We start from the raw sequence: 25,771 nt of genomic DNA on the forward strand, positions 1-25,771 counted from the left end.
TAGCCTTCGAGTTCGCCGGGGGCGTCATCGACATCGAGCAAGGTCAGCACCGGGACGGTGACGTGCACCTGGGCCTGGATCCCGTTCCACCCGTGGGGCTCAACCGGCCGGCCCGGAACCCTACCCGCACCGCCCGCATCTGCGCTGCCCGCGCCCGCCCGGGCCGCATCTGCACGGCCCGCGCCCGCGGGAAGGGACGCGGTGTTTGCGGGGCCGGGGCAGGTGTGGGTGAGCAGGTCGGTGAGCACGTCGGTGCGCAGCTGGGTGAGGGTCCGGGTTTCCTCGGTGCACTGCAGCGCCCGGGAGAGCCGGGTCAGGCGCCCGTCGATGGCCACTGCCTTTTCCGCCGGTAGGTACACGTTCAGCCAGGCCATCCCGTCGTCGTCGGGGTGGAACTCCACCCGGCGGTGCGTCTGCGCCGACTGGGTCCGCTTGCTGATGGCCTCCGGATGCATTTCCGCACGCAGCCGGCGGGCCCGATACGCCAGCCGCGCGGCCGTCGTGTCCTGCGCGACCGGAACGAGCTTCTGCTCGAAGTAGGGCAGGGCGAAGTCCGGGATCCCGGCGCACTCATCGACCAAGGTGAGCGCGTGCCGCCAGGAGATGGCCCCGGTTTCCAGGGCCTCGAGGGTTGCAGGGAGATGTCCGGTGAGCACGAAGGCGTGCTGGATCAGGGACCCGGCGGTGCGCTCGGGGATCCGCAGGGCGCAGGCGACCTCCGAGGCGGCCAGGGTATCGGCCAGGGAGCCGGCCTGCATGCCGCGTTCCTGGAGGTGTTCTTCGGTGAGGATCCGGACCCGCTCGGTGAACCTCACGGTCTGGGCATCGGCCCAGTTCTTCAGCCGCGCCATGGCCTGCAGCCCGCCGATCGCCTCATCGAGCCCGGCGGTGTCCGGGGCGCCGCCGGTGAGGAACCCGGCACCGAGGATCTCCGCGGCCGCCTCAAGCCACCCGGGGTCCTGCGCTGGGGGATCCACCCCCGAATCGGGGGAGCCTGCCCTTTCCATAACCCAAGAATGTCACCCCCCACCGACATTCTTCGGTCGGAAAGTCAGCAGGAAAACCACCCGTAAACCAGCCGAACCGCCCGACTTCAAGGCGGCACCACTGGCCCGCCCATCAACAGGGAAGCCAGTCCGGACACTAAGGCAGGAAGCCGGCCCGCCCATTAGCAGGAAAGCCAGTCCGGACATTAAGGCAGGAAGCCGGCCCGCCCATTAGCAGGAAAGCCAGTCCGGACATTAAGGCAGGAAGCCGGCCCGCACATTAGCAGGAAAGTCAGCCCGGACATTAAGGCAGGAAGCCGGCCCGCCCATCAACAAGGAAGCCGTCCCGGACAATAAGGCAGGAAGCCAGCCCGGACAGCAAGGCGGAAGCAGGGGCGACAGCTGACAACCGGGCTGAGAACCCGCCGGAGAACCAGCCCCCGGGGCCGAAGCGTGCCAGACGCCGATGACCGGTCCGGTAGGCGTTCACCCCCTCCGGCGGGTACTGCTGGGCGCTCGACGGTGGCGTCACCGCGCCCGGTTAAGCTGGGACTATGCTGCCGTCCGCCACCACTCCGCCCGACCCGGTCAGGGTCGACGTCATCTCCAACGGCACGCCGTGGTGGGAGGTGGTCAGCTCGTTCGGACCACTGGCGATCCTCCTGACGGCGGTCATCACCGGAGTGATCGCGTGGCGCAACGTGCGGGACCGCCGGGAGGCGGACCAGCGTTCCCAGTGGTGGGCCCGGGCCGAATGGGCGCTTGATGCGGCCATGTCCGAAGACCCTCCGCGCCAGGAGATCGGGCTGGGCGTCCTGGACAGCCTCGCCGCCAGCGACCTCGCCGGCCCCGAGGAGGTCGCGATCCTCGAGGTCGCCTGGGCCCGGTTCCTCCCGTCGGAAGTGGACGGGGTTGACGGCGTGGGAGACAATGGAGCAGCAGGGGAACCGATCGTGGAGGAGGCAGGGCAATGAGCGCAACCACAAGCCGCAATGTGAACGCTGGACGCCGCCAGCCCGCCGATCACCCCGCCCAGGGCGACGAGCAGCGGGTCCGGATCCGTGCGGCACGCCTGCGGCTGACCACTGACCGGAAGCTGGGCAAGGAAACGCCCTCCTGGGTGAAGCAGCTGGCCAAGAAGCCGCTGTAGGACGCACCCCGGGCGGACGGGGCAGCACGTCGGCTGTGCTTGGATGATTTCATGGCTTTCACACCCCTGACGCTCACCGGTTCCCGGGTTGTCCTCGAACCCCTCGCCCACCGCCATTACCAGGGGCTGGTGGATGCCGTCCGTGACGGTGAGCTGTGGAAGCTTTGGTACACGAGCATTCCCTCTCCCGAAGGCATGGCGGAGGAAATCGACCGGCGGCTAGCACGTCAGGCGGAAGGAGAAATGCTTCCTTTTGCGACCTTGGACGCACAGACCGGAGCGGTGCTGGGGATGACGACCTTCTGCGACATCGACAGGGCGACGCCGCGCGTGGAGATCGGCTACACCTGGAACCGGTTGTCGACCCAGCGGACCGGGACCAATGCCGAAAGCAAGCTCCTGATGCTGACCCACGCCTTCGAAACCGAGGGCTGTGCCTCCGTCACTTTCACCACCCACTGGCACAACCTCCAGTCGCGGGAGGCCATTGCCCGGCTGGGGGCCCGCCAGGACGGTGTGCTCCGGGCGCACAGCCGGATGGCCGACGGCACCCTGCGGGACACCGTTGTCTTCTCGATCACCGCTCCCGAATGGCCGGCGGTCGCCTCCGGCCTCCGGCACCGCCTGGAGCGCGCCAGCTGACACCTCCAGGCGGAAGGCTGTCCGCCGTCCCGAGCGTCAATGCCCTCAGGTCCGCCTGACCGTCGCCGTCAGTCGAAGGCGGCGGCCACCACGAAGCTGAACACTGGACGCGGATCGGCTTCGTCGTGCCGGGCGATGCGGTGCAGCAGGAGACCTTCGAAGCAGGCCATAACCGCTGCGGCGGAGGTGCGTGGGTCCCGCGCCCCCAGCCCTGCGAGGGCCGGCAGTAGCGCTGACTCCATGGCGGCCCTGCCCCGCACGACGGCGTCCCGGATGGCGGTATCGTGCCCCGCCTCCATGAACAGGGCCAGGCGTGCCGCCGTCAGGGTCCGGTTGGCGCCGCTTGTCTGCTCGAACAGGAGGCAGAGCCCGTCGACGAATTCGGGCGCGGTGCCCGGAGCGAGCTGCGGGCCGTACGCATCGAGTTCCCTCTCCACGATGCGGTCCACCACGCCCGCCAGCAGCGCCCGGCGGGTCCGGAAGTAGTTGGAGGTCGATCCCCGAGGCAGCCCCGCCCGCTCATCGACCCGGGCATGCGACAGCGCGCGCAGGCCGGAGGAACCCAGGAGGTCGACGGCGGCGTCGAGGGCGCGGAGACGGATCGGTTGCATGAACCTACTATAAACATAGTGATTTTCCACTATGAAAGTAGTAACCTGCTTCCATGTCATCCGATGCGATGCATCTCCCCCAGCCGGACTCCTCCAACGCTGGCAACCCGGAGGCGCCGAATTCCGGCGTGTACTCGCGGCTTCTCGGGGCGCTTGAGCATGCAGACGGCCTGGACAGGTACGTCGACGCCGCGGCCCCCGCAGCCCAGCGCCTCATCGTCCGCGAGCGCGCACGACGGCTATTCCACGGCGACACCTCGGGCATTCCCCTGCACATCATCGTCAAGGACCTTCCATTCGGCGCATGGTTCATGGCCCAGTTCCTCGACCTGTTTCCCGATCCCGGCTCACGGCAGGCAGCCACCCGGCTCGTGGCGCTCGGGCTCGCCTCCTCCGGGGCGGCGGGGATCACCGGCTGGGCCGAGTGGGCGATGGCCGACCGGCCTACTCGCCGCGTGGGAATTGTGCACGCGGCAGCCAACGGCATGGCCGTCCTCGTCTTTTTCGGTTCCTGGTATGCGCGCATACGGGGCCGGCATGGCATCGGCGTGGGTCTGGGCCGGGTTGGCGGAGCGCTCCTGGTGATTGGCGGCTTCCTTGGCGGACATATGGGCCGGGGACGGGCGGCCCGCCCGTAGCATCAGGGTCCCGGGCGTGGATGGACCCCGGCCGGGGCCGCGCACCTCCTCTGGTCGGACGTGTGCCGCCTATAGGCTCCGTCCATGCACATCACCTTGAGGGCCATGGGTTCCGGCGATGCCGACGCCGTGGTGGAGTTCCTCGCCTCCAACACCTTCCCCTTCCACGTCCTGGCCTCCCCCACCCCCGGCGGCCTCCGTCCCGGTGTGGAGACGGGCCGCTTCTGGAACGAGGAAACCCAGGGTTACTGGATTGACGATGCCGGACACTGCATCGGCATGGCCGTCCTCCAGGACCTGCGCGATGACACTCCGATGTTCGACCTGCGCCTGGGCGACTCCCACCGGGGACGGGGTGGCGGGACCGCGGCCCTGCGGGCGTTGTGCGCGCTCGTGTTCACCTCAATGCCGGACGTCGTCCGCTTCGAGGGCCAGACGCGCGAGGACAACATCGCGATGCGCAGGACCTTCCTGCGTGCCGGCTTCCTGAAGGAGGCGCACTACCGCCTGGGGTGGCCAACCGCCGATGGTGAGAGGCTCGCCTCCGTGGCGTACTCGATCCTCCGGCAGGACTGGGAGTCGAACACCGTGACCCCGTTCGACTGGAATGACCTCCCCGACTGAAAGAAAGGCTGCCGGCGGGTTCAGCTGCGAGCGGCAAGCCTCTGGCGGAGCCAGCCGAGGACGGCGTCCCCCTGCTGTCGCTGGAAGGTCCGCAGCGTGGGCAGTCCGGCCGGTGGCGGCTGGCGGGCGGCGTCGGTGAAGTAGGCACCGAACCCCGAAAGGACACCGTCGATGCTCTCGGGTGCCACCCCGTCGAAGATCGGGTGGCCCGACAGGATCGGCTCCACCTCAAAGGCCGGGTCGAAGACCCGGGTGTTGATTAGGACACTCAGCGCGTCGAACCACGCGGCTCCGACGCATGCCCACGGCCAGTCGACCAGCACCGCCGCGTCGGCCGGGGTGATCAGGATGTTGTCCGCCCTCAGATCGGTATGTACGAGGCACTCGCCCCGGAGGTCCCCCACTCCGCGCGCCGCCAGCCGTTCGAGGACATCGAGGTTCTCCAGAACCCAGCCGGCGGCGTCCTGCGGCGGATTGGCCCGGACGCGCTCCCAGCCGGCGAACTCGGGGCCGACGTCCGAGGCCAGGTCGGGAAGGTGGTCCAGCGCCGGGAGGACAGGTGTCCGGGCTACCGTCAGCAGGGCATCGAGGACCAGCCCCACCTCGCGGAGCTCCCACGGCAGGTGGGGGTGGCGTCCGTCCACGTCGGTGAGCACGAGGGCGATCCATTCGCCGTCGTCGAAGGTGCCGATTAGGGACGCTGTGGGCAGGGTCCCGGGCAGGACGGCGGCGACAGCCGCTTCCTTCCGGTGAATCCCCGGTGAAGCGGCGTTCAGGGCCGGCCCCACAGCCTTGACGAACGCCCTCCGGCCGGTGGGGGTTACCACCCGGTCCGCGCTGCCGGGCGAGAATCCTCCCTGCTGACCGGTGAACCCGGCCACAGGCTCCCCAAGGACTCCTTCGACGCCGGCCCGGACGTGCGCGGGCAGGTCGTTCCAGCCGATCCGGGGGGTCCACTGTGGCTGCATGCGCCTCATTATGCCTGCCGGTTCTCCGTCGGTGAGCAATGTCGACGCGTGGCATCGCCCCCAGCCCACCGAAAGGGACTAGGTTGTGCCAATGGAGTTGGAAGCGGAGGCGTTCTACATCGACGGACGGCGGACCGGTGCGTTGGTGCGTGAGACCGGAGGTGGCGCGCTCCGGACCACGGTCGCGTTTGTGCTTCCGGATGGACAGCTTGTCCACCTAACCCAGGAGACACGCTATGAAGGTGATGTCCTCGGCTGGACCTCATACCGCTATGTGGATCACCGCTCCGACATCGATATCACCGGAGTCCAGGCAGGCGACGCGGGCGGGACAGGCCCCCGCCCGGTGCCGAGCTACGCGGCACACCTGCTCCTGGTGCAGGCGCTGCGGGCGGGGAAAGATCGGCTGGAGTTCAGCCAGTTCGTTGAGGACGGGGACCGGAGGGCTCGCGACGCCGTCTTCGCCGTGCAGGGGCCGGAGACGATCGACACCCCGTGCGGCCGGCACGAGGCACTGAAGGTCCAACTGGAAGTCGAAGGAGAGCCGCGGAACACGTTCTGGTGGGACGGGAATACGGTCGTCAGAACCGACTGGCAGGGAGGCATTTCCTATGCGGCCCACGACCTGCCCCTCCTCCTCAGTGGGCTCGACCCGAGGGTGCTGTCCGCTCTGGATTCCGCACTTTCTCGGCCGGTGTGTCCGGAACGCCGGACGGGCTTCGGCGGAACGGGCGCCCCGGAGTGATCCCCGTCAGGGGGCAGGTGCCAAGGGATCCGGGACAGGAAGCGCAGCGATGGCCTCGACCTCCACCAGTTGGTCCTGGTATCCAAGCACCGCGACGCCGAGAAGCGTACTCGGCACGTCCCGGTCCCCCATCCTTGCCCGAACGACGTTCCAGACCTCGGCCAGGTCCTCACGGTCGCTCGATGCCACGAAGACGGTGGTCTTGACGAGATGGGAGAAGTCGGCGCCGCCGGCGGCGAGCGCGAGTAGAAGGTTGTCCATCACCTTGGCCGCCTGCCCCCGGTAGTCGCCGACGGCCGCCGTCGATCCGTCAGGATCCAGTGGACACGCCCCGGCAGTGAAGATCAGGTGCTCCCCTATAGGCACTCGTGCTGCCGCCGCATACTGCGCTCCCGTATAAAGCATGGAGCTGCGCAGGAAGGTCGTTTCGCTCATCGCCCTACAGTACAAGTGCCTGCGGAACGGCCGGTCTCGTCCGCGACTCACATAAGGGAGAGCACGAAAGACAGCAGGAAGCCTGCCGCGGTGCTCAGCGCCACGGCGGGCCCGCCGTTCTCATAGGCCTCGGGCATCAGGGTGTCGGCCAGGGAAGCGATCACCGCGCCGGCTGCAAAGGCAAGCGGGATGGAGATGGTTTCGGGGCCGCTGCCCGACAGCGGTCCGGCCCCAATGAGGACGGCAATCACCAGCAGCGCGGCACACCCCACCCACAGGCCGACGATCGCTGCCGAGGATTTCCCCTGGTCGCGCATCGAGGATGCGCCAACGAGGGCCTCCGGAAAGTTCGAGACGAAGATGGCGGCAAGGAGGGCCAGTCCCCCGGTGCCTTCCCCCAGGGCGACGCCCAGGGCGACGTTCTCGGGAACGCCGTCGAGGGTCACCGCCGCCAGCAGCGCCAGGCCCGCGGCCCCCTTCGTCGAGGCCTTCGAGGACGGACGGTCCTGGGCGGCGGAGTCTGTGTCGAGTTTGGCACTGCCCTGATATTCGTCGGCCGGGGTGTCGTGGGTCCCGGCCTGGGCCCACCGGTCGAGCAGCGCACTGAGGACAGTGAAGACGATGGCCCCTGCGGCGAGCCCGATCGCGGCCCGCCAGATCCCGCCGTGCTCAAACGCGTCCTCGAACAGCTCGAACGCCAGCGCCGTGATCAGCGAACCGGCGGCGAAGGACAGGAGAATGGCCAGCAGTCGCTTGGGAAGGTTGAAGCGCACCCCGATGAGCGCCCCAATCACCAGGGCGCTCGATGCCACGACACCGAACAGGAGCGACATTGCCACACCGAAAGTATAAAAGCCGCCCGCAGAAGCGGTAGGGCTCGCACCTGTTGACTTCCGGGAAAGATCCGGGTTGGCGGACGGCGCCGGCTGGTTCGGCAGGCATCGGAGGCACTCCGCCCGGGTTACCCGGAGGAAGGGTGCCGGGGGCACGCTCTGCTGGGTGTAGTGTCAACGCACGGAACCCCCTGGTTCCTCCTAGGGAGCAACGATGATCCAGACCTGCCCACATTCGGTCCCACCGAGGCCCTCGACCGCGTCCCCACCGGGAACACGGGATACGGCGACGGCGGCCCCCGCCGGACCCGGGAGGGCGTGAACCATGACGGAACTGCGCCTTGGTGTCCTCTCCCTCTCCAGCAAGCCGGACGAACGACGGCTTCCTCTCCACCCTCACCACTTCGAACGTATAGACGCCGCGATCCGCGGGCGGATGCGCGTTGAGCAGGGCTACGGTGCCCAGTTCGGCCTCTCCGACGCGCAGTTGGACCCGCTGGTCGGGCCCCTGCTGAGGCGCGAGGAGATCATCGCCTCCTCCGACGTCGTCCTGCTCCCCAAACCGCAGGCGTCCGACCTCGCCTCCCTGGCCGACGGCCAGGTGCTCTGGGGATGGCCCCACTGCGTCCAGGATCGTGAGATCACCCAGCTGGCCATCGACAAGCGGCTCACGCTGATTGCCTTCGAGGCGATGAACCACTGGACGGAGGACGGCGGGTTCTCCCTCCACGTCTTCCACAAGAACAACGAACTGGCGGGCTACTGCTCGGTCCTTCATGCGCTGCAGCTCTCCGGCCTCACCGGGGATTACGGCCGCAGGCTCACCGCGGCCGTCATCGGCTTCGGTGCAACCGCCCGGGGCGCCGTCACCGCCCTGAACGCCCACGGCGTCAGCGACGTGCAGGTCCTGACAAGCCGCGGCGTGGCGGCCGTCGGGTCACCCATCCACTCGGCACGCATCGCCCAGATCGAAGCCACCGCCGAGGATCCGCAGCTGAGCGAGGTCCTGACTGAGGAAGGCCGCGTGCCCCTGGCCCCCTACCTGGCCCGTCATGACCTGGTGGTGAACTGCACCCTGCAGAACCCCAACGCGCCGCAGATGTACCTCAAGGAAGCCGACCTTCCCCTGTTCTCCAGTGGCAGCCTCATCATCGATGTCTCCTGTGACCGGGGCATGGGCTTCAGCTGGGCCCGGCCCACCTCGTTCGCCGAACCGGTATTCGAGGTCGGGGACCACGTCCGCTACTACGCCGTCGACCACACCCCGTCCTACCTGTGGGACTCGGCCACCTGGGAGATCAGCGAGGCGCTGCTGCCGTTCCTCGGCCCGGTTCTGGAGGGGCCGGAGGCCTGGAATGCCAACGAGACGCTGAGGCGCGCCATCGAAATCCGGGATGGCGCGGTAGTCAACCCGGCCATCCTCGACTTCCAGGGCCGCGGTGCGCAGTATCCGCATCAGGTCCTTGCGGGACGTGGCTGACCCGGGGCCGGAACCCACACCGGGTCAGCAGGACAGGCCTATCGGCTGGTGGCTCAAGAAGGCCGACCGGCAGCTCGACAGCGCCTTCGAACGTGCCCTTGAGGGCCAGGGAAGCGACCGGCGGTCCTGGCAGGTGCTGGCCTCCCTGACACGGCGGCCCGAGAGCCGCGCCGGCCTGGTGGACCTGCTGAGCCCCTTCGATCCGCCGACTGTCGTCGCGGGCGTCGTCGCCGACCTGACGGAGCGCGGCCTGGTTGAGGAAACCGCCGGCCTGCTACGCCTGACGGAGGCAGGCAGGCACGTGCACGAGGCACTCTGCGTGCCCGTCGCCGACGTGCGGCGGCGGGTCGGCGAGTTGCTGCCCGGTGAGGACTACGCCACCCTGCTGCGCCTTCTGGGCAGGCTCACCGAGGGCCTGGCAGGGAAGGCCGGCTGAGCCGGCCGCCAGGGCGCGGCTAGACCTCAAAGTGGGTTTTCGGCGTCGATTTGCCGGTGGAGGCCACGATGGCGGTGGCGATGTCGCGCAGCTTCATGTTGCGGGTGTTCGAGGCCGACTGGAGGATTCCGAACGCCTCATCCTGGCTGCAGCGGTTCTGGCCCATGATAATTCCGACGGCGAGGTCGATGGTGGTCCGTGCTTCCATCGCGGCCTTGAGGTCATTCGCGGATTCGGTCAGCCGGGCGATCCGCACAGCGAGCCGCAGGGCCTTCGACGCCTCGTCCGCGAAGGTCTCGGCCGCGGCGACGGCATCGTCGTCGAACGCGTCGACGTGGTTCGAATAAAGGTTCAGCCCCGCGTTTGCGTCGCCCTCAAGCAGGATCGGGACTCCGAGGATCGAGCGGATGCCGTGCTCGGCGATGGCATCCCGGTACTCGGGGAACCGGGTGTCCCTGGTGATGTCCGGGACGTGGACGAGCTTCTCCTCCCTGGCGGCGCGCAGGCACGGCCCATCCCCGAAGTTGTACTGGATCTCGTCCATGTTCCGGGCGTGCTCGCTGCTGCTGGCCACGGTGCCCGTCCGCTTCGGACGCAGCAGGGTCACACCGCAAAGCATCTCGCCGTGCCCCCCCTCCAGGGTTGCGGCCGCGAGCTTCACCAGTTCGGTCAGGAACTCCTCGACATCGGTGCTGTCGAGCACCATGTCCTGGAGGAGGGTACCCACCTGCAGGGTGGGCGAATCGCCCTTGTCCTCAGCCATGCCCTTGCCTCCGCTTGTCCGCACTGATCAGCCGCCCTCTAACGACGCCCGGCTCCGGTCCGGGCAATAGCCCCACAATAGACCGCCTCGCTCAGCGAGCGACAGGCCCCACCCCTCAAGAAACCATTTTGTCGGCGATGGCGCGGATTCCGACCAACGTCTCCTCGAATGACGTGGTCAGCGGGGACAAGCCCAGGCGGATGCCGGAGGGGTTCCGGTAGTCGGGGATGATCCCCTGCTCCCAAAGGCCGGGCACCATGGTGGCGAACGCCGGATGGTCGATGGTGATATGGCCGCCGCGCTCACCCGGTGCGCGCGGCGAGGCCACCACTACACCGGCCGGCCCCAGGAGGGCGTCGACGGCCTCGATGGCGAAACCGGTCAGGGCCACCGACTTCTCCCGCACCGCCCCGATCCCGGCCTTCTCCAGCACATCCAGCATGTCGCGCAGGGCGAGCATGCCGAGGATCGGCGGAGTGCCGGACACAATCCTGCGGATGCCCGGCGCCGGCTCATATGACCCGCCCATGGCGAACGGATCGGCGCTGCCGAGCCAGCCCTGGATGGGCTGCTCGAAGGAATCGAGGTGCCGTTCGGCGACGTACGCCCAGGCGGGGGCGCCCGGACCTCCGTTGAGGTATTTGTAGCTGCAGCCGGCGGCGTAGTCGACATTCCAGGCATCGAGTTCAAGGGGCACCGAGCCCACCGAGTGGCTCAGGTCCCACAGGACCAGGGCGCCTGCGTCGTGCACCACCGAGGTGACGCCGGGAACGTCGGCGGCGTGGGCGGACCGGTACGCCACGTGGCTCAGGACCACGAGGGCGGTCGAGGGCCCGACGACGCCGGCAACGGCCTCGGCGCTCGCCCCGCCGTCGTAGGGAACGTCGAGCCACCGCACGGTAAGGCCGCGCTCGCGGGCGATGGCCTCCATCAGGAACCGGTCGGTGGGGAAATTGTCACGGTCAATCACAATCTCGGTGCGGCCCGGCCGGGCCGAGACCGCGGCGCGCGCCAGTTTGTACAGCAGGACGCTGGTGGAGTCGGCGACGATGCACTGCCCCGGCGCTGCGCCGAGGACGATGCTCCCCAGCCGGTCACCGATGCGTTCGGGCAGCTCGAGCCAGCCCTCATCCCAGCCGCGGATCAGGCGGGACCCCCACTGGTGCCTGACGAAGTCGGCAAGGCTCTGTTCGGTCGCCGCGAGGGGGCGGCCCAGGGAGTTTCCGTCGAGGTAGGCGGCAATGCCGTCGGCGTCGTCGATGATGAACAGGTCACGGTACCCGGCCAGCGGGTCCTTGTCATCGAGTTCGCGGGCGCGCTGCAGGAGCGGATCGTCAACCATGGGCCCAGTCTAAGGCGACGCCGGGTCCACCGCCTCCGGAGTGACCCATCCGGTGAAGGACGGCCGCTTCGCGCCGGGCGCCCAGCCGGTGACCTCAGTGCGCCGGACGGACCCGTCGAGTGGCTCCCCGGGACGGACGGCGACGGCGAGCGTGCCCGGGAGCAGTGCCGGCGACAGGAAGTCCACGCCCCACGACAGTGCCTCCGGCGCCGCTGGCTCCGCCATTTCCACCATGCGCGCGGCAAGGTACACTCCATGCGCGATGGCGCGCTTCATCCCCAGCAACCGTGCCGAGGGCGCGCTCAGGTGGATCGGATTCCAGTCCCCGGACACGGCCGCGTAGGCCCGGCCGGTGTCGGAGGCCAGGTGCCACTGTGCAGTGGGCACCGGCGGGGTGAAGGCGTCCCCGTTCCCGGGCAGGGCAGAGTCCCTCCTGTCGCCACCGACCGCCGGGCCTGCCCCCGTGGACCCCTCCGGGGAGGGCACCGGATCTGCTTCCCGGCCGCCGGCGGTCCGGATGCCGCGGGCAAGGTAGACCGAGCGGCCCGTCCAGATGCGCTGCCCGTCCACGGACACCTCGGTGACGAGGTCCACCGAGGTTCCGGACCGGTGCGGAGTCAGGTTCTCGGCGTAGGCCACCGACTCGAACTCCTCCCCCACGCGCAGCGCCCGGGTCTGCACCACCGTGTTGCTCAGATGGACCATACCCAGCATCGGGAGCGGGAAGTCCGGGCGGGCCATGACGCTCATGGCCACCGGGAAGGCCAGGGTGTGGACGTAGGCCGAGGGGACGGCGTCGCGTGCCGCCTGCCCGACGAGATGCTGGAAGGCGGTGAGCCGCTCCCGGTCCACAGGGCCGCCGGAGGCACGGTGGCGGTTCTCCGGCAGCGCCGTCGCGGGCCTGCGGCGGCCGGCCCGGCGCAGCACGGCGCCGAGTGCCGCCTGGCGGTACAGGCCCGCCAGCGCCGGCATGGCCGGCAGGAGGACCTCGTTCATGCTCCCACCAGGTTCTGTCCGCAGACCCGGAGAACCTGGCCGTTGATGCCGCCCGCCGGCCCGGACGCGAGGAACGCGATGGTCTCGGCGACGTCCACCGGCTGCCCGCCCTGCTGCAGGCTGCTGAGCCTGCGGGCCGCCTCACGGGTGAGCATCGGCATCTTCGCGGTCATATCGGTCTCGATGAACCCGGGGGCGACGGCGTTGATGGTGCGACCGGGCCCAGCGAACGCGGCCGCGGTGGCGCGGACCATGCCGATCACCCCGGCCTTGGAGGCGGCGTAGTTGCTCTGTCCGCGGTTTCCCGCGATGCCGCTGGTTGAGGCGAGGCTGATGATCCGGCCCTCGGGCGAGAACACCGGGGAGGCAAGCAGTTCGTCGTTGATGCGCAGCTGCGAGGAGATATTGACCGCGATGACCGCGCTCCACCGTGCCGGATCCATATTGGCAAGAAGCTTGTCCCGGGTGATGCCCGCGTTGTGCACGAAGATGTCGAGGGTGCCGTGGCGCTCCTTCACGTGGCTCAGGATCCGGGCGGCAGCGTCGGGAGCGGTGATGTCGACCTGGAGTGCCGTTCCCCCGACCCGGTTGGCGACCTCCGCAAGCTTGTCACCTGCCGCGGGCACGTCAACGACGACGACCGTTGCCCCGTCCCGGTTCAGGACCTCGGCGATCTTCGCTCCGATGCCCCGCGCCGCGCCGGTCACCACGGCGGTCCTGCCGGCCAGCGGAGCGGCGGCGTCGGCCGGCTCCTCCGACGCGGGCACGGCGGAGACCCGCAGGAACTGGCCGTCGACGTAGGCGCTGCGCCCGGAGAGCAGGAACCACAGGGCACCCAGGGCGCCGGGGCTGTCCGCCGCCGCCCCGTCCAAAAGCACGATCCCGTTGGCGGTGGCACCGGCCCGCAGTTCCTTGGCGACCGAACGCACGGCGCCGTCCACGCCCTGGCGGGCGGCGGCGGTGGCGGGGTCCCCGGCCTCCTCCGCCGGCCGGGCGACCGAAACGATCCTCCCGCCGGGCAGCAGGGCGCGGACGGCCGGGCCGAGCTCGAGCAGGGGCGCACCCAGGTCCTCCGGACGCGACACCGCATCGAGGGCCACGACCACCGCTCCGAGCTTCTCCCCCGGGCGCAGGTGCCGGCGGACGTCCTGGTCCCAGCCGAGCAGGGCCTCCGCCAGGGTGTCGGCGCCGGGGCCGCTGCCCAGGACCAGCACCGGGCCGGGGACGAGCGGGTCGCCGGGGGTGTAGCGGCGCAGCACCGCCGGGCGCGGCAGCCCCAGCGTCTTGGCCAGCTTGCCCGGCAGCGGCGTGTTGACGAGGCCGAGATAGGTATCCGCCACCTCAGCGCGCCTCGAGGATGGCAACAACGCCCTGCCCGCCGGCGGCGCATACGGAGATCAGGCCGCGGCCCGAGCCCTTCTCCGCCAGCGCCTTGGCCAGGGAGGCCACGATCCGCCCGCCGGTGGCGGCGAAGGGGTGGCCGGCGGCCAGCGAGGAGCCGTTGACGTTGAGCTTGCTCCTGTCGATCTTGCCGAGTGCGCCGTCGAGGCCCAACCGGGTCTGGCAGAACTCCTCGCTCTCCCACGCGGCGATGGAACTGAGGACCGTGGAGGCGAAGGCCTCATGGATCTCGAAGAAGTCGAAGTCGTCGAAGTGCAGACCGTTGCGCTGGAGCAGCCGCGGCATCGCATAGACGGGGGCCATCAGCAGGCCCTCCTGACCGTTGACGAAGTCCACGGCGGCGGCCTCGGCGTCGACGACGTTCGCGAGCATCGGCAGGTTGTTGGCCCGCGCGTAGTCCTCCGAGCCGAGCAGGACGACGGCGGCGCCGTCGGTCAGCGGCGTGGAGTTGCCCGCCGTCATGGTGGCCGGCGTATCGAGCCCGGCGCCGAACACTGGCTTCAGCTTCGCCAGCTTCTCCAGCGACGTGTCGGCGCGCAGGTTCGCGTCCCGGGTGAGCCCGCGGTAGGGGGTCATCAGGTCTTCGAAGAACCTGCGCTCGTAGGCCGCGGCGAGGTTGGCATGACTGCGATAGGCCAGTTCGTCCTGGGCCTCGCGGGTGATGCCCCAGGCCGCGGTGGTCAGCGCCTGGTGTTCGCCCATCGAGAGCCCCGTTCGGGGTTCACCGGTGGTTGGGGCGTTCGGTGCCAGGTCCCGGGGGCGCAGCCTGCTGACCGCGGCGAGCTTCTGCTTGGGCGTGCGGGCCCGTGAGAGGTCGAGAAGCACCCGGCGCAGGCCCTCACTGACCACGATGGGCGCGTCGGAGGCCGAATCGACGCCGCCGGCGATGCCGGAGTCGATCTGGCCCAGCTTGATCTTGTTGGCGAGGCCCACAACGGTCTCCAGCCCTGTGGCGCAGGCCTGCTGGAGGTCGTACGCCGGGGTGTGCGCGGAGAGGGCGGAACCCAGCACCGCCTCGCGGGTGAGGTTGAAGTCCCGTGAATGCTTGAGGACGGCGCCTGCTGCCACCTCGCCGATGCGTTCGCCCTGGAGGCCGAACCGTGCGACGAGGCCGTCGAGGGCCGCAATGAGCATGTCCTTGTTCGACGAATGGGCGTAGGCCCCGCCCGAGCGCGCAAACGGAATGCGGTTGCCGCCGATGACGACGGCGTTGCGGACGGTGGTGGTGCCCGCGCCTGCTCCTGGCTGGTTCGACATGAGGGATCTCCTGGTAGTGGTGGTGGATTACCGATACCCAGCGTACCTGATACGCTGAGTATCATGAACACTTCGTCAACGGTTTCCGCCGTGCCCGCCGGAACGGGGGCGGTGCCCGACGGCCGGTCAAGCCGATGGGAGGAACACCGTGCCGAGCGCCGGCGCGCGCTGATCAGCACCGCCCGCCGCGCCGTCGACACCCTCGGCCACGGCGCCTCCATGGAGGACATCGCGGCGGCGGCCGACACCTCCAAGTCCGTGTACTACCGCTACTTCGGTGACAAGACCGGCCTTCAGCAGGCCATGGCCGAGGTCGTCACGGGCCAGATGCAGCAGAAGATCCTTGCGGCGGCACGGCAGGCCCAGACGCCCCGCGAGGGCCTGCGCGCCATGATCTACGTCTACCTGCAGATGGCACAGACCTCACCGAACGTGTACGCGTTCGTCACACGGGTCGGCCCGGCCGACCTGGCCGCGGGCCCGACCGATGAGGCCCGGCCCGCCGACCCCCTGACCCACTTCCTCGAGGCCGTCACCGAGATGCTGGCCCGCCCCATGCGGGCCTACCTGCGGTCCTCGCCCCACCTGAGCGGCCCCGCCGACCCCCGGCTCGCGTACTGGCCGCGGGCCGCCATCGGCATGGTCCGCTCCGCGGGTGAGCTATGGCTCGCGACGCCCGCCGGCCCAGGCAAGCCCGGCGTGGAGCAGCTCGCCGACCAGTTGACCGACTGGCTCTTCGAAGGCATCAGCCACCAGGTGCCCACCGGGCAACCGTCCCGCCCGGCACCGGACTCCACCACCTCCTCCCCTGCAAAGGACAACTCATGACGCACACAGCAGCCGCCCCCCGGCGCGAGGTTCCCGCAGCGGGCACCATCACAGACAACGACGCGGCCGTTCTCGACCCCGCTGTGCTCGGGGAACTGCTCCTCGGCAAGTGGGCCTCGGTGCGCCGGACCGCACGGGAGCTCGCAGGGCGCCCCGAAGTGCACAAGATCGAAGGACTCACCTCGGCCGAGCACCGCAGCCGCTGCTTCGACCAGCTCCACTACCTGGTGAAGAACCAGGCGGTGCACAGGGCCTTCCCGACCTCGCTGGGGGGGCACGACGACCACGGCGGCAACGTCGCTGGGTTCGAGGAACTGGTGGTCGCCGATCCCTCCCTGCAGATCAAGGCGGGCGTCCAGTGGGGCCTGTTCGGTGCGGCGGTGCTCCACCTGGGCACCGAGGAGCACCACGAGGCGTGGCTGCCCGGCATCATGAACATGGACATCCCGGGCTGCTTCGCCATGACGGAGACCGGGCACGGCTCGGATGTGGCAAGCATCGCCACGACCGCCGTCTACTCCCCCGAGGATGAATCCTTCGCACTGAACACCCCCTTCCGGGCGGCCTGGAAGGACTACATCGGCAATGCCGCCGTCGACGGCCGAGCCGCCGTGGTCTTCGCCCAGCTCATCACCCGGGGCGTCAACCACGGGGTGCATGCCTTCTACGTCGAACTGCGCGACGCCGACGGCGCCTTCCTGCCCGGCATCGGCGGCGAGGACGACGGCCTCAAGGGCGGCCTGAACGGCATCGACAACGGCCGGCTCCACTTCGAGGACGTCCGGGTGCCCCGGACGCACCTGCTGAACCGGTACGGCAGCGTCGCCCCCGACGGCACCTACAGCTCCCCCATCGCCTCGCCGGGCCGCCGCTTCTTCACCATGCTCGGCACGCTCGTCCAGGGCCGCGTGTCCCTCGACGGCGCGGCCGTCGCAGTGAGCAAGATTGCGTTGAAGACCGCCATCACCTACGCCTCCGAGCGGCGCCAGTTCAACGCGTCCTCGGACCTCTCCGAAGAGGTCATCCTCGATTACCAGCGCCACCAGCGGCGCCTCCTGCCACGGCTGGCCGCCACTTATGCGGCGTCCTTCGCGCACGAGGAACTGCTTGAGAAGTTCGACGGCGTGTTTTCGGGAACCTCCGATACCGACGCCGACCGCCAGGACCTCGAGACCCTCGCCGCGGCCTACAAGCCGCTGTCCACCTGGCTGGCCCTGGATACGCTGCAGGAGTGCCGGGAGGCCTGCGGCGGCGCCGGGTTCCTCACGGAAAACCGTTTCACGTCGCTCCGGGCGGACATGGATGTCTACGCCACCTTCGAAGGTGACAACAACGTCCTGCTCCAGCTCGTCGCCAAGCGCCTGCTGATGGACTATGCCCGCGAGTTCAAGGGCATGGACTTCGGCGTCCTCGCCCGTTACGCGGTCTCCCAGGCCGCGGGGCGGACGGTTCACCGCTCCGGGCTCCGCCGTGTGGTGCAGACCGTCGTGGACACCGGGTCCGAGAAGAAGTCGGCGATCGCCCTGCGGGACGAGGCAACCCAGCACGGGCTGCTGTCGGACCGGGTCGGCACCATGGTGGCCGAACTCGCCGGCGCCCTGCGGGGGGCCGGGGCGATGCCGCAGGACAAGGCTGCTGCCCTGTTCAACGAACACCAGCACGAACTGATCGAAACGGCCCGGGCGCACGCTGAGCTGCTGCAGTGGGAGGCGTTCACGGCGGCGCTGCACCGGGTCGAGGAGCCCGGGACCCGGCAGGTCCTGACCTGGCTGCGCGACCTGTTCGGGCTGTGCCTGCTGGAACGGAACCTCGCCTGGTACCTGATGAACGGCCGGCTTTCCTCGCAGCGGGCCCGGACCCTCACGCCCTACATCAACCGGCTGCTCGCCAAGCTCCGCCCGCACGCCCTCGACCTGGTCGAGGCCTTCGGCTATGGGCCCGAGCACCTCCGCGCCGCGATCGCCACCGGGGCGGAGAAGCGGCGCCAGGACGAGGCCGCCGCGCACGCCCGGGCGGTGCGGGCAAGCAGCGGCTCCCCGATCGAGGAGAAGACCCTGCTGGCCCGGCAGGCGGAACAGACCAAGGCGCGGCGCAAGAGCGCACCGCGCAAGGCACGGCAGGTGCCCGAGAAGTCCTCAGCCTGACCGGCCGGTCTCCAATCCGGCGATGACCCGAGACCGGGAACTGGCGGTCCCGATCCGCCCGCCCGGCGGGCGGATCGGGGCTCCCGGGTTCACAGCACGCTGCGGTACACCTCGAGGGTTGCCTCGGCGATGGAGTCCCACGCGAAGTGCTGCTCGGCGCGGGTCCGGCCGGCCTCGCCCATCCGGCGGGCCTTCGCCGGATCGGAAAGCATCGCTGTGAGTGCGGCGGCGAAGTCCGAGACGAACCGTTCGGGATCGAGGGGGGTGCCCGTGCCGTCGGAGACCTGTTCGAGCGGAACGAGGGTTCCGGTCACGCCGTCCTCGACCACCTCGGGGATCCCGCCGGTGGCGCTGGCCACCACGGCCGCTCCGCAGGCCATCGCCTCGAGGTTGACGATGCCCAGCGGCTCGTAGATGGACGGGCACGCGAACACCGTCGCGTGGCTCAGGACCTGGACCACTTCGCGCCTCGGCAGCATCCGCTCGATGAGCACCACCGAGCCGCGCCGGTCCCGGAGCTCGTTGATCAGCTTCTCGGTCTCCGCGGCGAGCTCGGGGGTGTCGGCCGCACCGAGGACCAGGACCAGCTGCACGTCCGCAGGCAGCTGTGCGGCCGCCCGGAGCAGGTAGGGCACGCCCTTCTGGCGGGTGTTGCGCCCCACGAAGACAACGCTGGGACGGTCCGGGTCGATGCCGAGGGCCCGCACGGCGTCGTCGTCCTCGTCGCGCACCCACTCGGAGACGTCGATGCCGTTGTGCACCACATGCACCTTCGCCGGGTCGACGGCGGGGTAGCTGCGCAGGATGTCGTCGCGCATTCCCGCCGACACGGCGATCACCGCCGCGGCGGCCTCGTATGAGGTCTTCTCCGCCCAGGAGGACAGCGCGTAGCCTCCCGCGAGCTGCTCCGCCTTCCACGGCCGCAGCGGCTCAAGGCTGTGGGCGCTGAGCACGTGCGGGATGCCGTGGAGCAGGGAGGCAAGGTGCCCGGCCATATTCGCGTACCAGGTGTGGGAATGGACGAGGTCGGCACCATTGATGTTCCCGAGCATCTCCAGGTCCGTCCCGAGGGTCTGCACGGCTGCGTTCGCTCCGGCCAGCCCCGGGGGCACGCCGTAGGCGCGCACCCGCGCCCCGTGGTAGTCGGAGGGCCGTTCCGCGCCGAAACAATGGACGTTCAGATCCACCTGCCCGGCCAGCACGCGGCTCAGTTCCGCGACATGGACGCCTGCCCCGCCATAGATTTCTGGGGGGAATTCCTTGGAGACAATATCTACTCGCACTCCCCCAACGTAGTGCAGGAGGCCGCAGTCCTCTAGTGTGAACAGAATTGGACCGACACGTTGGAATACTCAAAGGGGGTTACCCGTGGCACTAAAGAAAGTTCTGGCGGTTGTACTGGCAGGTGGCGAGGGCAAACGCCTGATGCCCCTCACCGCGGACCGGGCCAAGCCGGCCGTGCCGTTCGCCGGAAGCTACCGGCTGATCGACTTCGCCCTCTCGAACCTGGTGAACTCCGGCTACCTGCAGATTGTGGTGCTCACGCAGTACAAGTCGCACAGCCTCGACCGGCACGTCTCCGAGACGTGGCGGATGTCAACCCAGCTCCAGCAGTACATCGCCTCGGTGCCTGCGCAGCAGCGCCGCGGCAAGAGCTGGTTCCTTGGCAGCGCCAACGCGATCTACCAGTCCCTGAACCTCATCCACGACGCCCAGCCCGACATTGTCGTGGTCATCGGCGCCGACCACGTGTACCGCATGGACTTTGAGCAGATGGTCAACGCGCACATCGCCTCGGGGGCCTCCGTCAGCGTCGCCGCCGTGCGCCAGCCCATGAACCTCGTTGACCAGTTCGGCGTCATCGAGGTCGACCAGCAGGACCCGACCCGCATCGCCGCCTTCGTCGAGAAGCCCAAGACCACCCCAGGGCTGCCCGATGACCCCAACAGCTTCCTCGCCTCGATGGGCAACTACGTCTTCACCACCGATGCGCTGCTGAAGGCTCTCGAGGAGGATGCGGCCCGGCTCGACACCAAGCACGACATGGGCGGGGACATCATCCCCCACTTCGTCGACCGCAACGACGCCGCCGTCTATGACTTCACGACGAACCTCATCCCGGGTTCGACCGACCGGGACCGCCAGTACTGGCGCGACGTAGGGACGATGGATTCCTACTACGACGCCAATATGGACCTGATCTCCCCGCTGCCCTTGTTCAATCTGTACAACCTGCAGTGGCCGATCTACACCCGCCAGAGCGTCTCGCCGCCGGCGAAGTTCGTGCGCAGCGCCACCGGCCGCTCCGGAGCTGCCCATGACTCCATCGTCTCGGCAGGCGTCGTCGTCTCCGGCGGCACCGTTCAGGGTTCGATCCTCGCCACCGACGTCTTTGTGGAGGAGAACGCGGAGGTGAGCGATTCGGTGCTGATGGACAAGGTGAGCATCGGCCCCGGCGCCATCGTCCGCCGCGCGATCATCGACAAGAACGTGAAGATCCCGGCCGGGGCACGCATCGGCGTGGACCGTGAGCTCGACCTCAGCCGCGGCTTCGCCGTGACCGAGTCCGGACTGACCATCCTGAGCAAGGGACAGATCGTCCCCGCAGGCTGAGCGGCCGCCCGGGGTGGGTCAGCTGTTCCTGCCCCGGGCCGCCACCGCCCAGCGGTCGACGACCGCGCCGTCCCGGACCACCTGCACCTCGTCCACCAGGTTCACGGGCAGGCAGACGTGGTTGGGGACCACGCGGACGCGGGTGCCGCGGGCCGGCAGGGGTTCTCCGGCGGGCACCTGCACCGTGGCGTGATGTTCCGAGAGGGCAACGATCCGCGCCTCCGGGTGCTCCAGCAGCCTGCCGTAGCCGGTCGCCCAGGCCGCCCGGTCGCTGCCGAGGACCTTGCTGCCGGCATCGAGCAGGAAGCGCCCCGGCTCCCCGGGGGCACGCCGGTGGTGGCTGACCACGGTGGCGGCCACGGTGAGGGCGATGTCGCCGGGGGCGATCGTGCCCAGCTCCCACTGCTGCGCATCGCCGAAGACGTAGACCCCCGGGCGCAGCTCGGTGGCGGTTCCGCCTCCCATCAGCGCCGACGGGGTCGACCCGCCGCTCAGCTCGGCAGCAGCGAAGCCCTCGGCGCGGAGCCCGGCGGCCGCTCGAGCCAACGCCGCGTCCTCGTCCCGTGCCGCCGTGACGGGCATTCCCGGGCCGTAGCTGTGGCCCGGAAAGGTGAAGGCGCCGGTGACCTCTAGACCGGCCTCCGCGGCTGCCACGGCCACGCCGGCGGCGTCCCCGGGCGCCACGCCGCTGCGGTGGTGGCCGCTGTCGACCTCAACCCGGACCGCGACCGCGGCGACGGCCGGGCCGAGGCTGCGTGCCAGGGCGGTGGCGCCTTCGACGGAATCCGCACCCACGGTGATCCGCGCCCTTTCCGCGAGCCGGCGCAGCCTCTCCCCCTTCGCCGAGTCAACCCACAGCGGGTAGGCGATGAACAGATCCTCAACCCCGGCCCCGGCGAAGACCTCCGCCTCGCCGACCGTGGCCACGGTCAGCCCGACGGCGCCCGCCGCCACTTGGAGCGCGGCGATCTCAGGGATCTTGTGGGTCTTGGCGTGGGGGCGCAGCGCCACCCCGCGGGCCCGCATGGCCGAGGCCATGGCCGTGATGTTCGCCTCCAACCGGCCGGCATCGATCTGCACGCTCGGAGTGGGTTCGTTCCCGGGAATTGTCGTGTCCATGCTTCGATTCCACCACGACCCGCCGTGCCTGCCGGTGCGCGGCGCGTGATTGAATAACCGGATGCGCAACGAGAACCTGCTCCGTGACGAGGCCGCCGCCCGCTCCCTGCTGATCCGGGTCGAACGCTACGATGTGAGGCTCGACCTCAGCGGCGCCGAGGACCCTTCGGCGGAGGGGTTTCCCAGCGAATCCACCGTGGTGTTCCGCTGCACCGCCCCCGGCGCGTCCACCTTCCTCGACTTCATCCACGGCGGCGTCGACGAGGTGCTCCTCAACGGGAAGACCCTCGACCTGGCCGCCGCCGTCGACGGTTCGCGCATCCACCTTCCGGACCTGCTTGAGGCGAACACTGTGACCGTTCGCGGCACCGCACTCTACAGCCGCAGCGGCGAGGGCATGCACCGGTTCGCCGACCCAGCGGACGGCCTCACCTACCTCTACACCCAGTACGAGCCCGCCGACGCCCGCCGGGTCTTCGCCAACTTCGAACAGCCCGACCTGAAGGCCGCCTTCACCTTCACCGTCACGGCCCCGGAGGCCTGGACGGTCGCCTCCAACGCCCCGGCGCTGGGCGCCCCCTCCCCGGTCTCCGCCGGGGCGCTGCGCTGGGAGTTCGCGCCCACGGAGCGCATTTCGACCTACATCACCACGGTGCTCGCCGGCCCCTACCACCACGTCGCCGGATCCTGGACCGGTGCGGACGGCACCGGCTCGCCCGAAATTGCGCTCGGGCTCTACTGCCGCCGGTCGCTGGCGTCCGCGTTCGACGCGGAGGCGATCTTCGACACCACCCGCCGCGGGCTGGACTTCTTCCACCGCCTCTTTGACTACCCCTATCCGTTCGGCAAGTACGACCAGGCCTTCGTCCCCGAGTACAACCTCGGCGCGATGGAGAACCCGGGCCTGGTGACCTTCACGGAGAACTACGTGTTCCGCTCCGCGGCCACGGCCGCCCAGTACGAGGCGCGGGCGAACACCATCCTGCACGAGATGGCGCACATGTGGTTCGGGGACCTCGTCACCATGACCTGGTGGGACGACCTGTGGCTCAAGGAGTCCTTCGCCGACTACATGGGCGCCCTCGGCGTGGCGGAGGCCACCGAGTGGAAGACCTCGTGGGTGAGCTTCGCGAACAAGCGCAAGGCCTGGGCGTACGTGCAGGACCAGCTGCCGACGACCCACCCGATCGTGGCGGACATCCCCAACCTTGAGGCGGCGAAGCAGAACTTCGACGGCATCACCTACGCCAAGGGCGCTTCGGTGCTCAAGCAGCTCGTCGCCTACGTCGGCTTCGACGCCTTCACGGAGGCGGCCCGGAAGTACTTCCGGGCGCACGCCTTCGGCAACACCACCCTCGCGGACCTGCTCGCCGCCCTCAGCGAGGCCTCGGGGCAGGATATGACGGCCTGGGCCCGGCAGTGGCTGCAGACCTCCGGGGTGCCGGCGCTCACCGCGGAGGTTTCCGTCGAGGACGGCGTGTACACCGCCGCGGCGATCCGGCAGGACGCGCTCGACCCCATCACCGGGGTGCCCGAGCCCCGTCCCCACTCCCTCAAGGTCGGCTTCTACAGTTACGACGCCGAAGGTTTTCTGGCCCGCACCGAGTCGCACGCCGTCGAGGTCACCGGCGCTTCGGCCCCGCTGGACGGGCTCGTCGGCCGGACCCAGCCGGACCTGCTGCTGGTCAACGACGAGGACCTCACCTACGCCAAGCTGCGTTTCGACCCCCGCTCCCTGGCGACGCTGCTGCGGTCGGTGGACCGGATCGCCGACCCGCTCGCCCGCGCCATCTGCCTCTCCGCCCTGTGGTCCAGCACCCGGGATGCCGACCTGGCCGCCGCCGACTACCTCGGCGCCGTCGAGCTGGCCGCACCGGCCGAACCAGGCGTCGGGGTGCTCCAGGTGCTCCTGCAGAACGCCGGCACCGCCGTCGAACGCTACACGGCACCCGCCGGCCGGGCGACGCTTCGCGAACGCTACGCCGGCTTCCTGGAGCGGGGCCTGCGGGACGCCGCGGAAGGCTCGGACCTGCAGCTCGCGTGGGCGCGGGCACTGGCGGGAGGCGGCCGGACCACCGGCTCCGCGGCGGCCGTGCTGCGCGGCCTGCTCGACGGCGCGGACACCGTGCCGGGGCTGGTCCTGGATGACGAACTGCGCTGGATGTTCCTTGCCGCACTGGCCGCGCAGGGCCTGGCCCCCATCGACGAACTGGAGACCGAGCTGGCCCGCGACAATACGGCGTCGGGCAAGGCAGCGTTCACGCTGGCCTGCTCGGCCGTGCCGGACGCCGCGGTGAAGGACCTCGCCTGGCGCGAGGCGGTCTTCGGGACCCGGCTGTCCAACGAACTGCTCAGCGCCACCATCGAGGGGTTCACCCTCGGCGGGCCGGAGCTGACGGCCCCCTACAACGGACCGTACTTCGAGGCGCTCCGGGAGGTCTGGGAGGCCCGGGGAATCGAGATGGCAACCCGCGTGGTGCGCGGCCTCTATCCCGGCCGCCAGGACCTCCAGGGCCGCCCGGAAGTGCACCCGGTGCTTCTGGCCACAGACAGCTGGCTCGCCGCCAACCAGGATGCGCCGGGGGCCCTCCGGCGCATCCTGGTGGAGGAGCGCGACCACCTGCTGCGCTCCCTCACCGCCCAGGCCTACGGCACCCGGTAGAGCCACTCCTCGGTGCCGAACTTCTCCTCGACGAGTTCGCGGCCGCGCCGCAGCTCGTCCTCGCTCAGGCCGGCGTCGACGGCGCTGAAGCGGCGGCGGAAGGTTTCGATCATCACCGCGATGATCTCCTCCCGGGCCAGCCCGGTCTGGCGCCGGAGCGGGTCGACGCGTTTCTTGGCACTCTTCGTGCCCTTGTCGGAAAGCTTTTCCTTGCCGATGCGCAGCACCTCGAGCATCTTGTCGGCGTCGATGTCGTAGCTCATCGTGACGTGGTGCAGCATCCCGCCGTTGGCGAGCCGCTTCTGCGCCGCCCCGCCGATCTTGCCCAGATCGGTGGCGATGTCGTTGAGCGGCTGGTACCAGGCATTGATGCCCAGGGCGGCCAGGGCCTCCATCACCCAGGCATCGAGGAACGGGTACGAATCGGCGAAGCTCATCCCGTCCACGAGCGTCTGCGGGATGTACAGCGAGTAGGTGATGGCGTTGCCGTGCTCCATAAACATGGCACCGCCGCCGCTGATCCTGCGCACGACGCTCACCCCGTGCCGGGCGACGCCGTCGGGATCGACCTCGTTGCGCACCGACTGGAAGCTGCCGATCACGACCGAGGGCGATTCCCACTCCCAGAACCGCAGGGTGGGGTTGCGGCGCCCGTCCCCGACGTCGCGGGTGAGCACTTCGTCCATGGCGACGTGCATGGCGGTGCTCAGCGCCGTCGGCGGGACGATCTCCCACGTGTGGTCCGCGATGCCCGTGGAGTGCCCCAGGGCGCGGCGCACGGCGGTGGCCACGGCCTCCGGGGAGAACCCGAAGAGCTGGGCCGAGGGGTCGAGCCCGGCCCGGACGGCCTCCGCCAGCTCGGACGGGGGCGTGTCGACCGCCAGGCCCTCGAGGGCGGCGTTGATGTCGTCGAGGGCTTCGTCGGGCTCGAGGAAGAAGTCGCCGTTCACCGACACCTGGGCCAGACGTCCGTCCACCACCGCGAGGTCGACGGCGGTCAGTTTGCCCCCCGGCGTCTTGTACTCGCCGTGCCGCCGTCCGCCGCTCGTTTCCTGGCCCTGACCCATCCGGGGTTCCTCCTGCTTGGTTGGCTTAACG

25 protein-coding genes are annotated in these 25,771 nt (G+C 69.7%); 12 read left to right on the forward strand and 13 right to left on the reverse strand.

What is annotated here, in order from left to right:
• Positions 1-1,007, reverse strand: a 1,007-nt coding sequence (locus tag GVV86_RS13045) for a DUF222 domain-containing protein (RefSeq protein WP_159803063.1), incomplete at its 3' end; no start/stop codon positions are given.
• A gap of 533 nt (positions 1,008-1,540) precedes the next feature.
• Between GVV86_RS13045 and GVV86_RS13050 the strand changes: the two genes are divergently transcribed.
• From GVV86_RS13050 to GVV86_RS13060, 3 genes are read left to right on the forward strand one after another with little or no spacing between them, the layout of a single operon-like run.
• Entirely contained in the window at positions 1,541-1,960 is a 420-nt protein-coding gene (locus GVV86_RS13050; protein ID WP_159616459.1) for a hypothetical protein, read from the forward strand.
• Positions 1,957-2,136, forward strand: coding sequence for a hypothetical protein (locus GVV86_RS13055; RefSeq protein WP_159616457.1), 180 nt, complete (start codon positions 1,957-1,959; stop codon positions 2,134-2,136). The genes GVV86_RS13050 and GVV86_RS13055 overlap by 4 nt, the downstream gene beginning before the upstream one ends.
• A 51-nt stretch (positions 2,137-2,187) precedes the next feature.
• On the forward strand, positions 2,188-2,778 hold the full coding sequence (locus GVV86_RS13060; protein ID WP_159801316.1) for a GNAT family N-acetyltransferase: 591 nt from the start codon (positions 2,188-2,190) through the stop codon (positions 2,776-2,778).
• Between the two features lie 68 nt (positions 2,779-2,846).
• Here the strand turns inward: GVV86_RS13060 and GVV86_RS13065 are convergent, their stop codons facing one another.
• Positions 2,847-3,389: a TetR/AcrR family transcriptional regulator gene (locus GVV86_RS13065; RefSeq protein WP_159616453.1), complete on the reverse strand. Its 543-nt coding sequence runs from the start codon at positions 3,387-3,389 to the stop codon at positions 2,847-2,849.
• Between the two features lie 53 nt (positions 3,390-3,442).
• On the opposite strand from GVV86_RS13065, the gene GVV86_RS13070 reads away from it, so the two are divergent.
• Positions 3,443-4,027 carry a DUF2231 domain-containing protein gene (locus GVV86_RS13070; RefSeq protein WP_246669855.1) on the forward strand — a complete coding sequence of 195 codons (585 nt, stop codon included), beginning with the start codon at positions 3,443-3,445 and terminating at the stop codon, positions 4,025-4,027.
• Between the two features lie 84 nt (positions 4,028-4,111).
• The gene (locus tag GVV86_RS13075) at positions 4,112-4,651 is read left to right on the forward strand and encodes a GNAT family N-acetyltransferase (protein WP_159801314.1); all 540 of its coding nucleotides are present in this window, start codon (positions 4,112-4,114) and stop codon (positions 4,649-4,651) included.
• Positions 4,652-4,671: 20 nt separating this feature from the next.
• Here the strand turns inward: GVV86_RS13075 and GVV86_RS13080 are convergent, their stop codons facing one another.
• Positions 4,672-5,619, reverse strand: coding sequence for a phosphotransferase (locus GVV86_RS13080; RefSeq protein ID WP_159801312.1), 948 nt, complete (start codon positions 5,617-5,619; stop codon positions 4,672-4,674).
• Positions 5,620-5,710: 91 nt separating this feature from the next.
• Between GVV86_RS13080 and GVV86_RS13085 the strand changes: the two genes are divergently transcribed.
• On the forward strand, positions 5,711-6,364 hold the full coding sequence (locus tag GVV86_RS13085; protein WP_159801310.1) for a hypothetical protein: 654 nt from the start codon (positions 5,711-5,713) through the stop codon (positions 6,362-6,364).
• Between the two features lie 6 nt (positions 6,365-6,370).
• On the opposite strand, the gene GVV86_RS13090 is transcribed toward GVV86_RS13085, so the two are convergent.
• Positions 6,371-6,799, reverse strand: a complete 429-nt coding sequence (locus tag GVV86_RS13090) for a RidA family protein (RefSeq protein ID WP_159801308.1) — start codon at positions 6,797-6,799, stop codon at positions 6,371-6,373.
• A 47-nt stretch (positions 6,800-6,846) separates the two neighbouring features.
• On the reverse strand, positions 6,847-7,632 hold the full coding sequence (locus GVV86_RS13095; protein WP_425483340.1) for a ZIP family metal transporter: 786 nt from the start codon (positions 7,630-7,632) through the stop codon (positions 6,847-6,849).
• Positions 7,633-7,957: 325 nt separating this feature from the next.
• Between GVV86_RS13095 and GVV86_RS13100 the strand changes: the two genes are divergently transcribed.
• Together GVV86_RS13100 and GVV86_RS13105 are read left to right on the forward strand one after the other, a co-directional pair.
• Positions 7,958-9,112: a N(5)-(carboxyethyl)ornithine synthase gene (locus GVV86_RS13100; protein ID WP_159801306.1), complete on the forward strand. Its 1,155-nt coding sequence runs from the start codon at positions 7,958-7,960 to the stop codon at positions 9,110-9,112.
• The gene (locus tag GVV86_RS13105; RefSeq protein WP_159801304.1) at positions 9,105-9,548 is read left to right on the forward strand and encodes a MarR family winged helix-turn-helix transcriptional regulator; all 444 of its coding nucleotides are present in this window, start codon (positions 9,105-9,107) and stop codon (positions 9,546-9,548) included. The genes GVV86_RS13100 and GVV86_RS13105 overlap by 8 nt, the downstream gene beginning before the upstream one ends.
• A gap of 19 nt (positions 9,549-9,567) precedes the next feature.
• On the opposite strand, the gene GVV86_RS13110 is transcribed toward GVV86_RS13105, so the two are convergent.
• The 5 genes from GVV86_RS13110 to GVV86_RS13130 all read right to left on the reverse strand — a co-directional run bounded on the left by GVV86_RS13110 (position 9,568) and on the right by GVV86_RS13130 (position 15,307).
• Positions 9,568-10,311 (reverse strand): GAF and ANTAR domain-containing protein, encoded by a 744-nt coding sequence (locus GVV86_RS13110; protein WP_159801302.1) that lies wholly within the window; start codon positions 10,309-10,311, stop codon positions 9,568-9,570.
• Positions 10,312-10,426: 115 nt separating this feature from the next.
• Positions 10,427-11,653, reverse strand: coding sequence for a kynureninase (locus tag GVV86_RS13115; RefSeq protein ID WP_159801300.1), 1,227 nt, complete (start codon positions 11,651-11,653; stop codon positions 10,427-10,429).
• A 9-nt stretch (positions 11,654-11,662) separates the two neighbouring features.
• Positions 11,663-12,649: a MaoC/PaaZ C-terminal domain-containing protein gene (locus tag GVV86_RS13120; protein ID WP_159801298.1), complete on the reverse strand. Its 987-nt coding sequence runs from the start codon at positions 12,647-12,649 to the stop codon at positions 11,663-11,665.
• On the reverse strand, positions 12,646-13,989 hold the full coding sequence (locus tag GVV86_RS13125) for a 3-oxoacyl-ACP reductase (protein ID WP_159801296.1): 1,344 nt from the start codon (positions 13,987-13,989) through the stop codon (positions 12,646-12,648). The genes GVV86_RS13120 and GVV86_RS13125 overlap by 4 nt, the downstream gene beginning before the upstream one ends.
• Before the next feature lies 1 nt (position 13,990).
• Positions 13,991-15,307, reverse strand: coding sequence for an acetyl-CoA C-acetyltransferase (locus tag GVV86_RS13130; RefSeq protein ID WP_159801294.1), 1,317 nt, complete (start codon positions 15,305-15,307; stop codon positions 13,991-13,993).
• A gap of 63 nt (positions 15,308-15,370) precedes the next feature.
• Between GVV86_RS13130 and GVV86_RS13135 the strand changes: the two genes are divergently transcribed.
• A complete protein-coding gene (locus GVV86_RS13135; RefSeq protein ID WP_159801292.1) occupies positions 15,371-16,135 on the forward strand; it encodes a TetR/AcrR family transcriptional regulator in 765 nt (254 codons plus the stop codon).
• Entirely contained in the window at positions 16,132-18,279 is a 2,148-nt protein-coding gene (locus GVV86_RS13140) for an acyl-CoA dehydrogenase family protein (RefSeq protein ID WP_159801290.1), read from the forward strand. Before GVV86_RS13135 ends, GVV86_RS13140 begins: the two co-directional genes overlap by 4 nt.
• An 89-nt stretch (positions 18,280-18,368) precedes the next feature.
• On the opposite strand, the gene glgA is transcribed toward GVV86_RS13140, so the two are convergent.
• Positions 18,369-19,562, reverse strand: coding sequence for a glycogen synthase (glgA, locus tag GVV86_RS13145; protein WP_159801288.1), 1,194 nt, complete (start codon positions 19,560-19,562; stop codon positions 18,369-18,371).
• 85 nt (positions 19,563-19,647) lie between these two features.
• Between glgA and glgC the strand changes: the two genes are divergently transcribed.
• Entirely contained in the window at positions 19,648-20,892 is a 1,245-nt protein-coding gene (gene glgC / locus GVV86_RS13150) for a glucose-1-phosphate adenylyltransferase (RefSeq protein WP_201291333.1), read from the forward strand.
• 18 nt (positions 20,893-20,910) lie between these two features.
• Here glgC and GVV86_RS13155 read toward each other — a convergent pair whose 3' ends face one another.
• A complete protein-coding gene (locus tag GVV86_RS13155; RefSeq protein ID WP_159801286.1) occupies positions 20,911-22,011 on the reverse strand; it encodes an alanine racemase in 1,101 nt (366 codons plus the stop codon).
• A gap of 61 nt (positions 22,012-22,072) precedes the next feature.
• Here GVV86_RS13155 and pepN point away from each other — a divergent pair, with 61 nt between their 5' ends.
• A complete protein-coding gene (pepN, locus tag GVV86_RS13160; RefSeq protein WP_159801284.1) occupies positions 22,073-24,673 on the forward strand; it encodes an aminopeptidase N in 2,601 nt (866 codons plus the stop codon).
• Here pepN and lplAB read toward each other — a convergent pair.
• Entirely contained in the window at positions 24,658-25,740 is a 1,083-nt protein-coding gene (gene lplAB / locus GVV86_RS13165; RefSeq protein ID WP_159801282.1) for a lipoate-protein ligase LplAB, read from the reverse strand. The two genes, pepN and lplAB, sit on opposite strands and share 16 nt — an antisense overlap.
• Positions 25,741-25,771 lie beyond the last annotated feature (31 nt).

The sequence above is a fragment of the Arthrobacter zhaoguopingii genome (genome assembly GCF_009828595.1).
GTDB classification, from domain to species: domain Bacteria; phylum Actinomycetota; class Actinomycetes; order Actinomycetales; family Micrococcaceae; genus Arthrobacter_D; species Arthrobacter_D zhaoguopingii.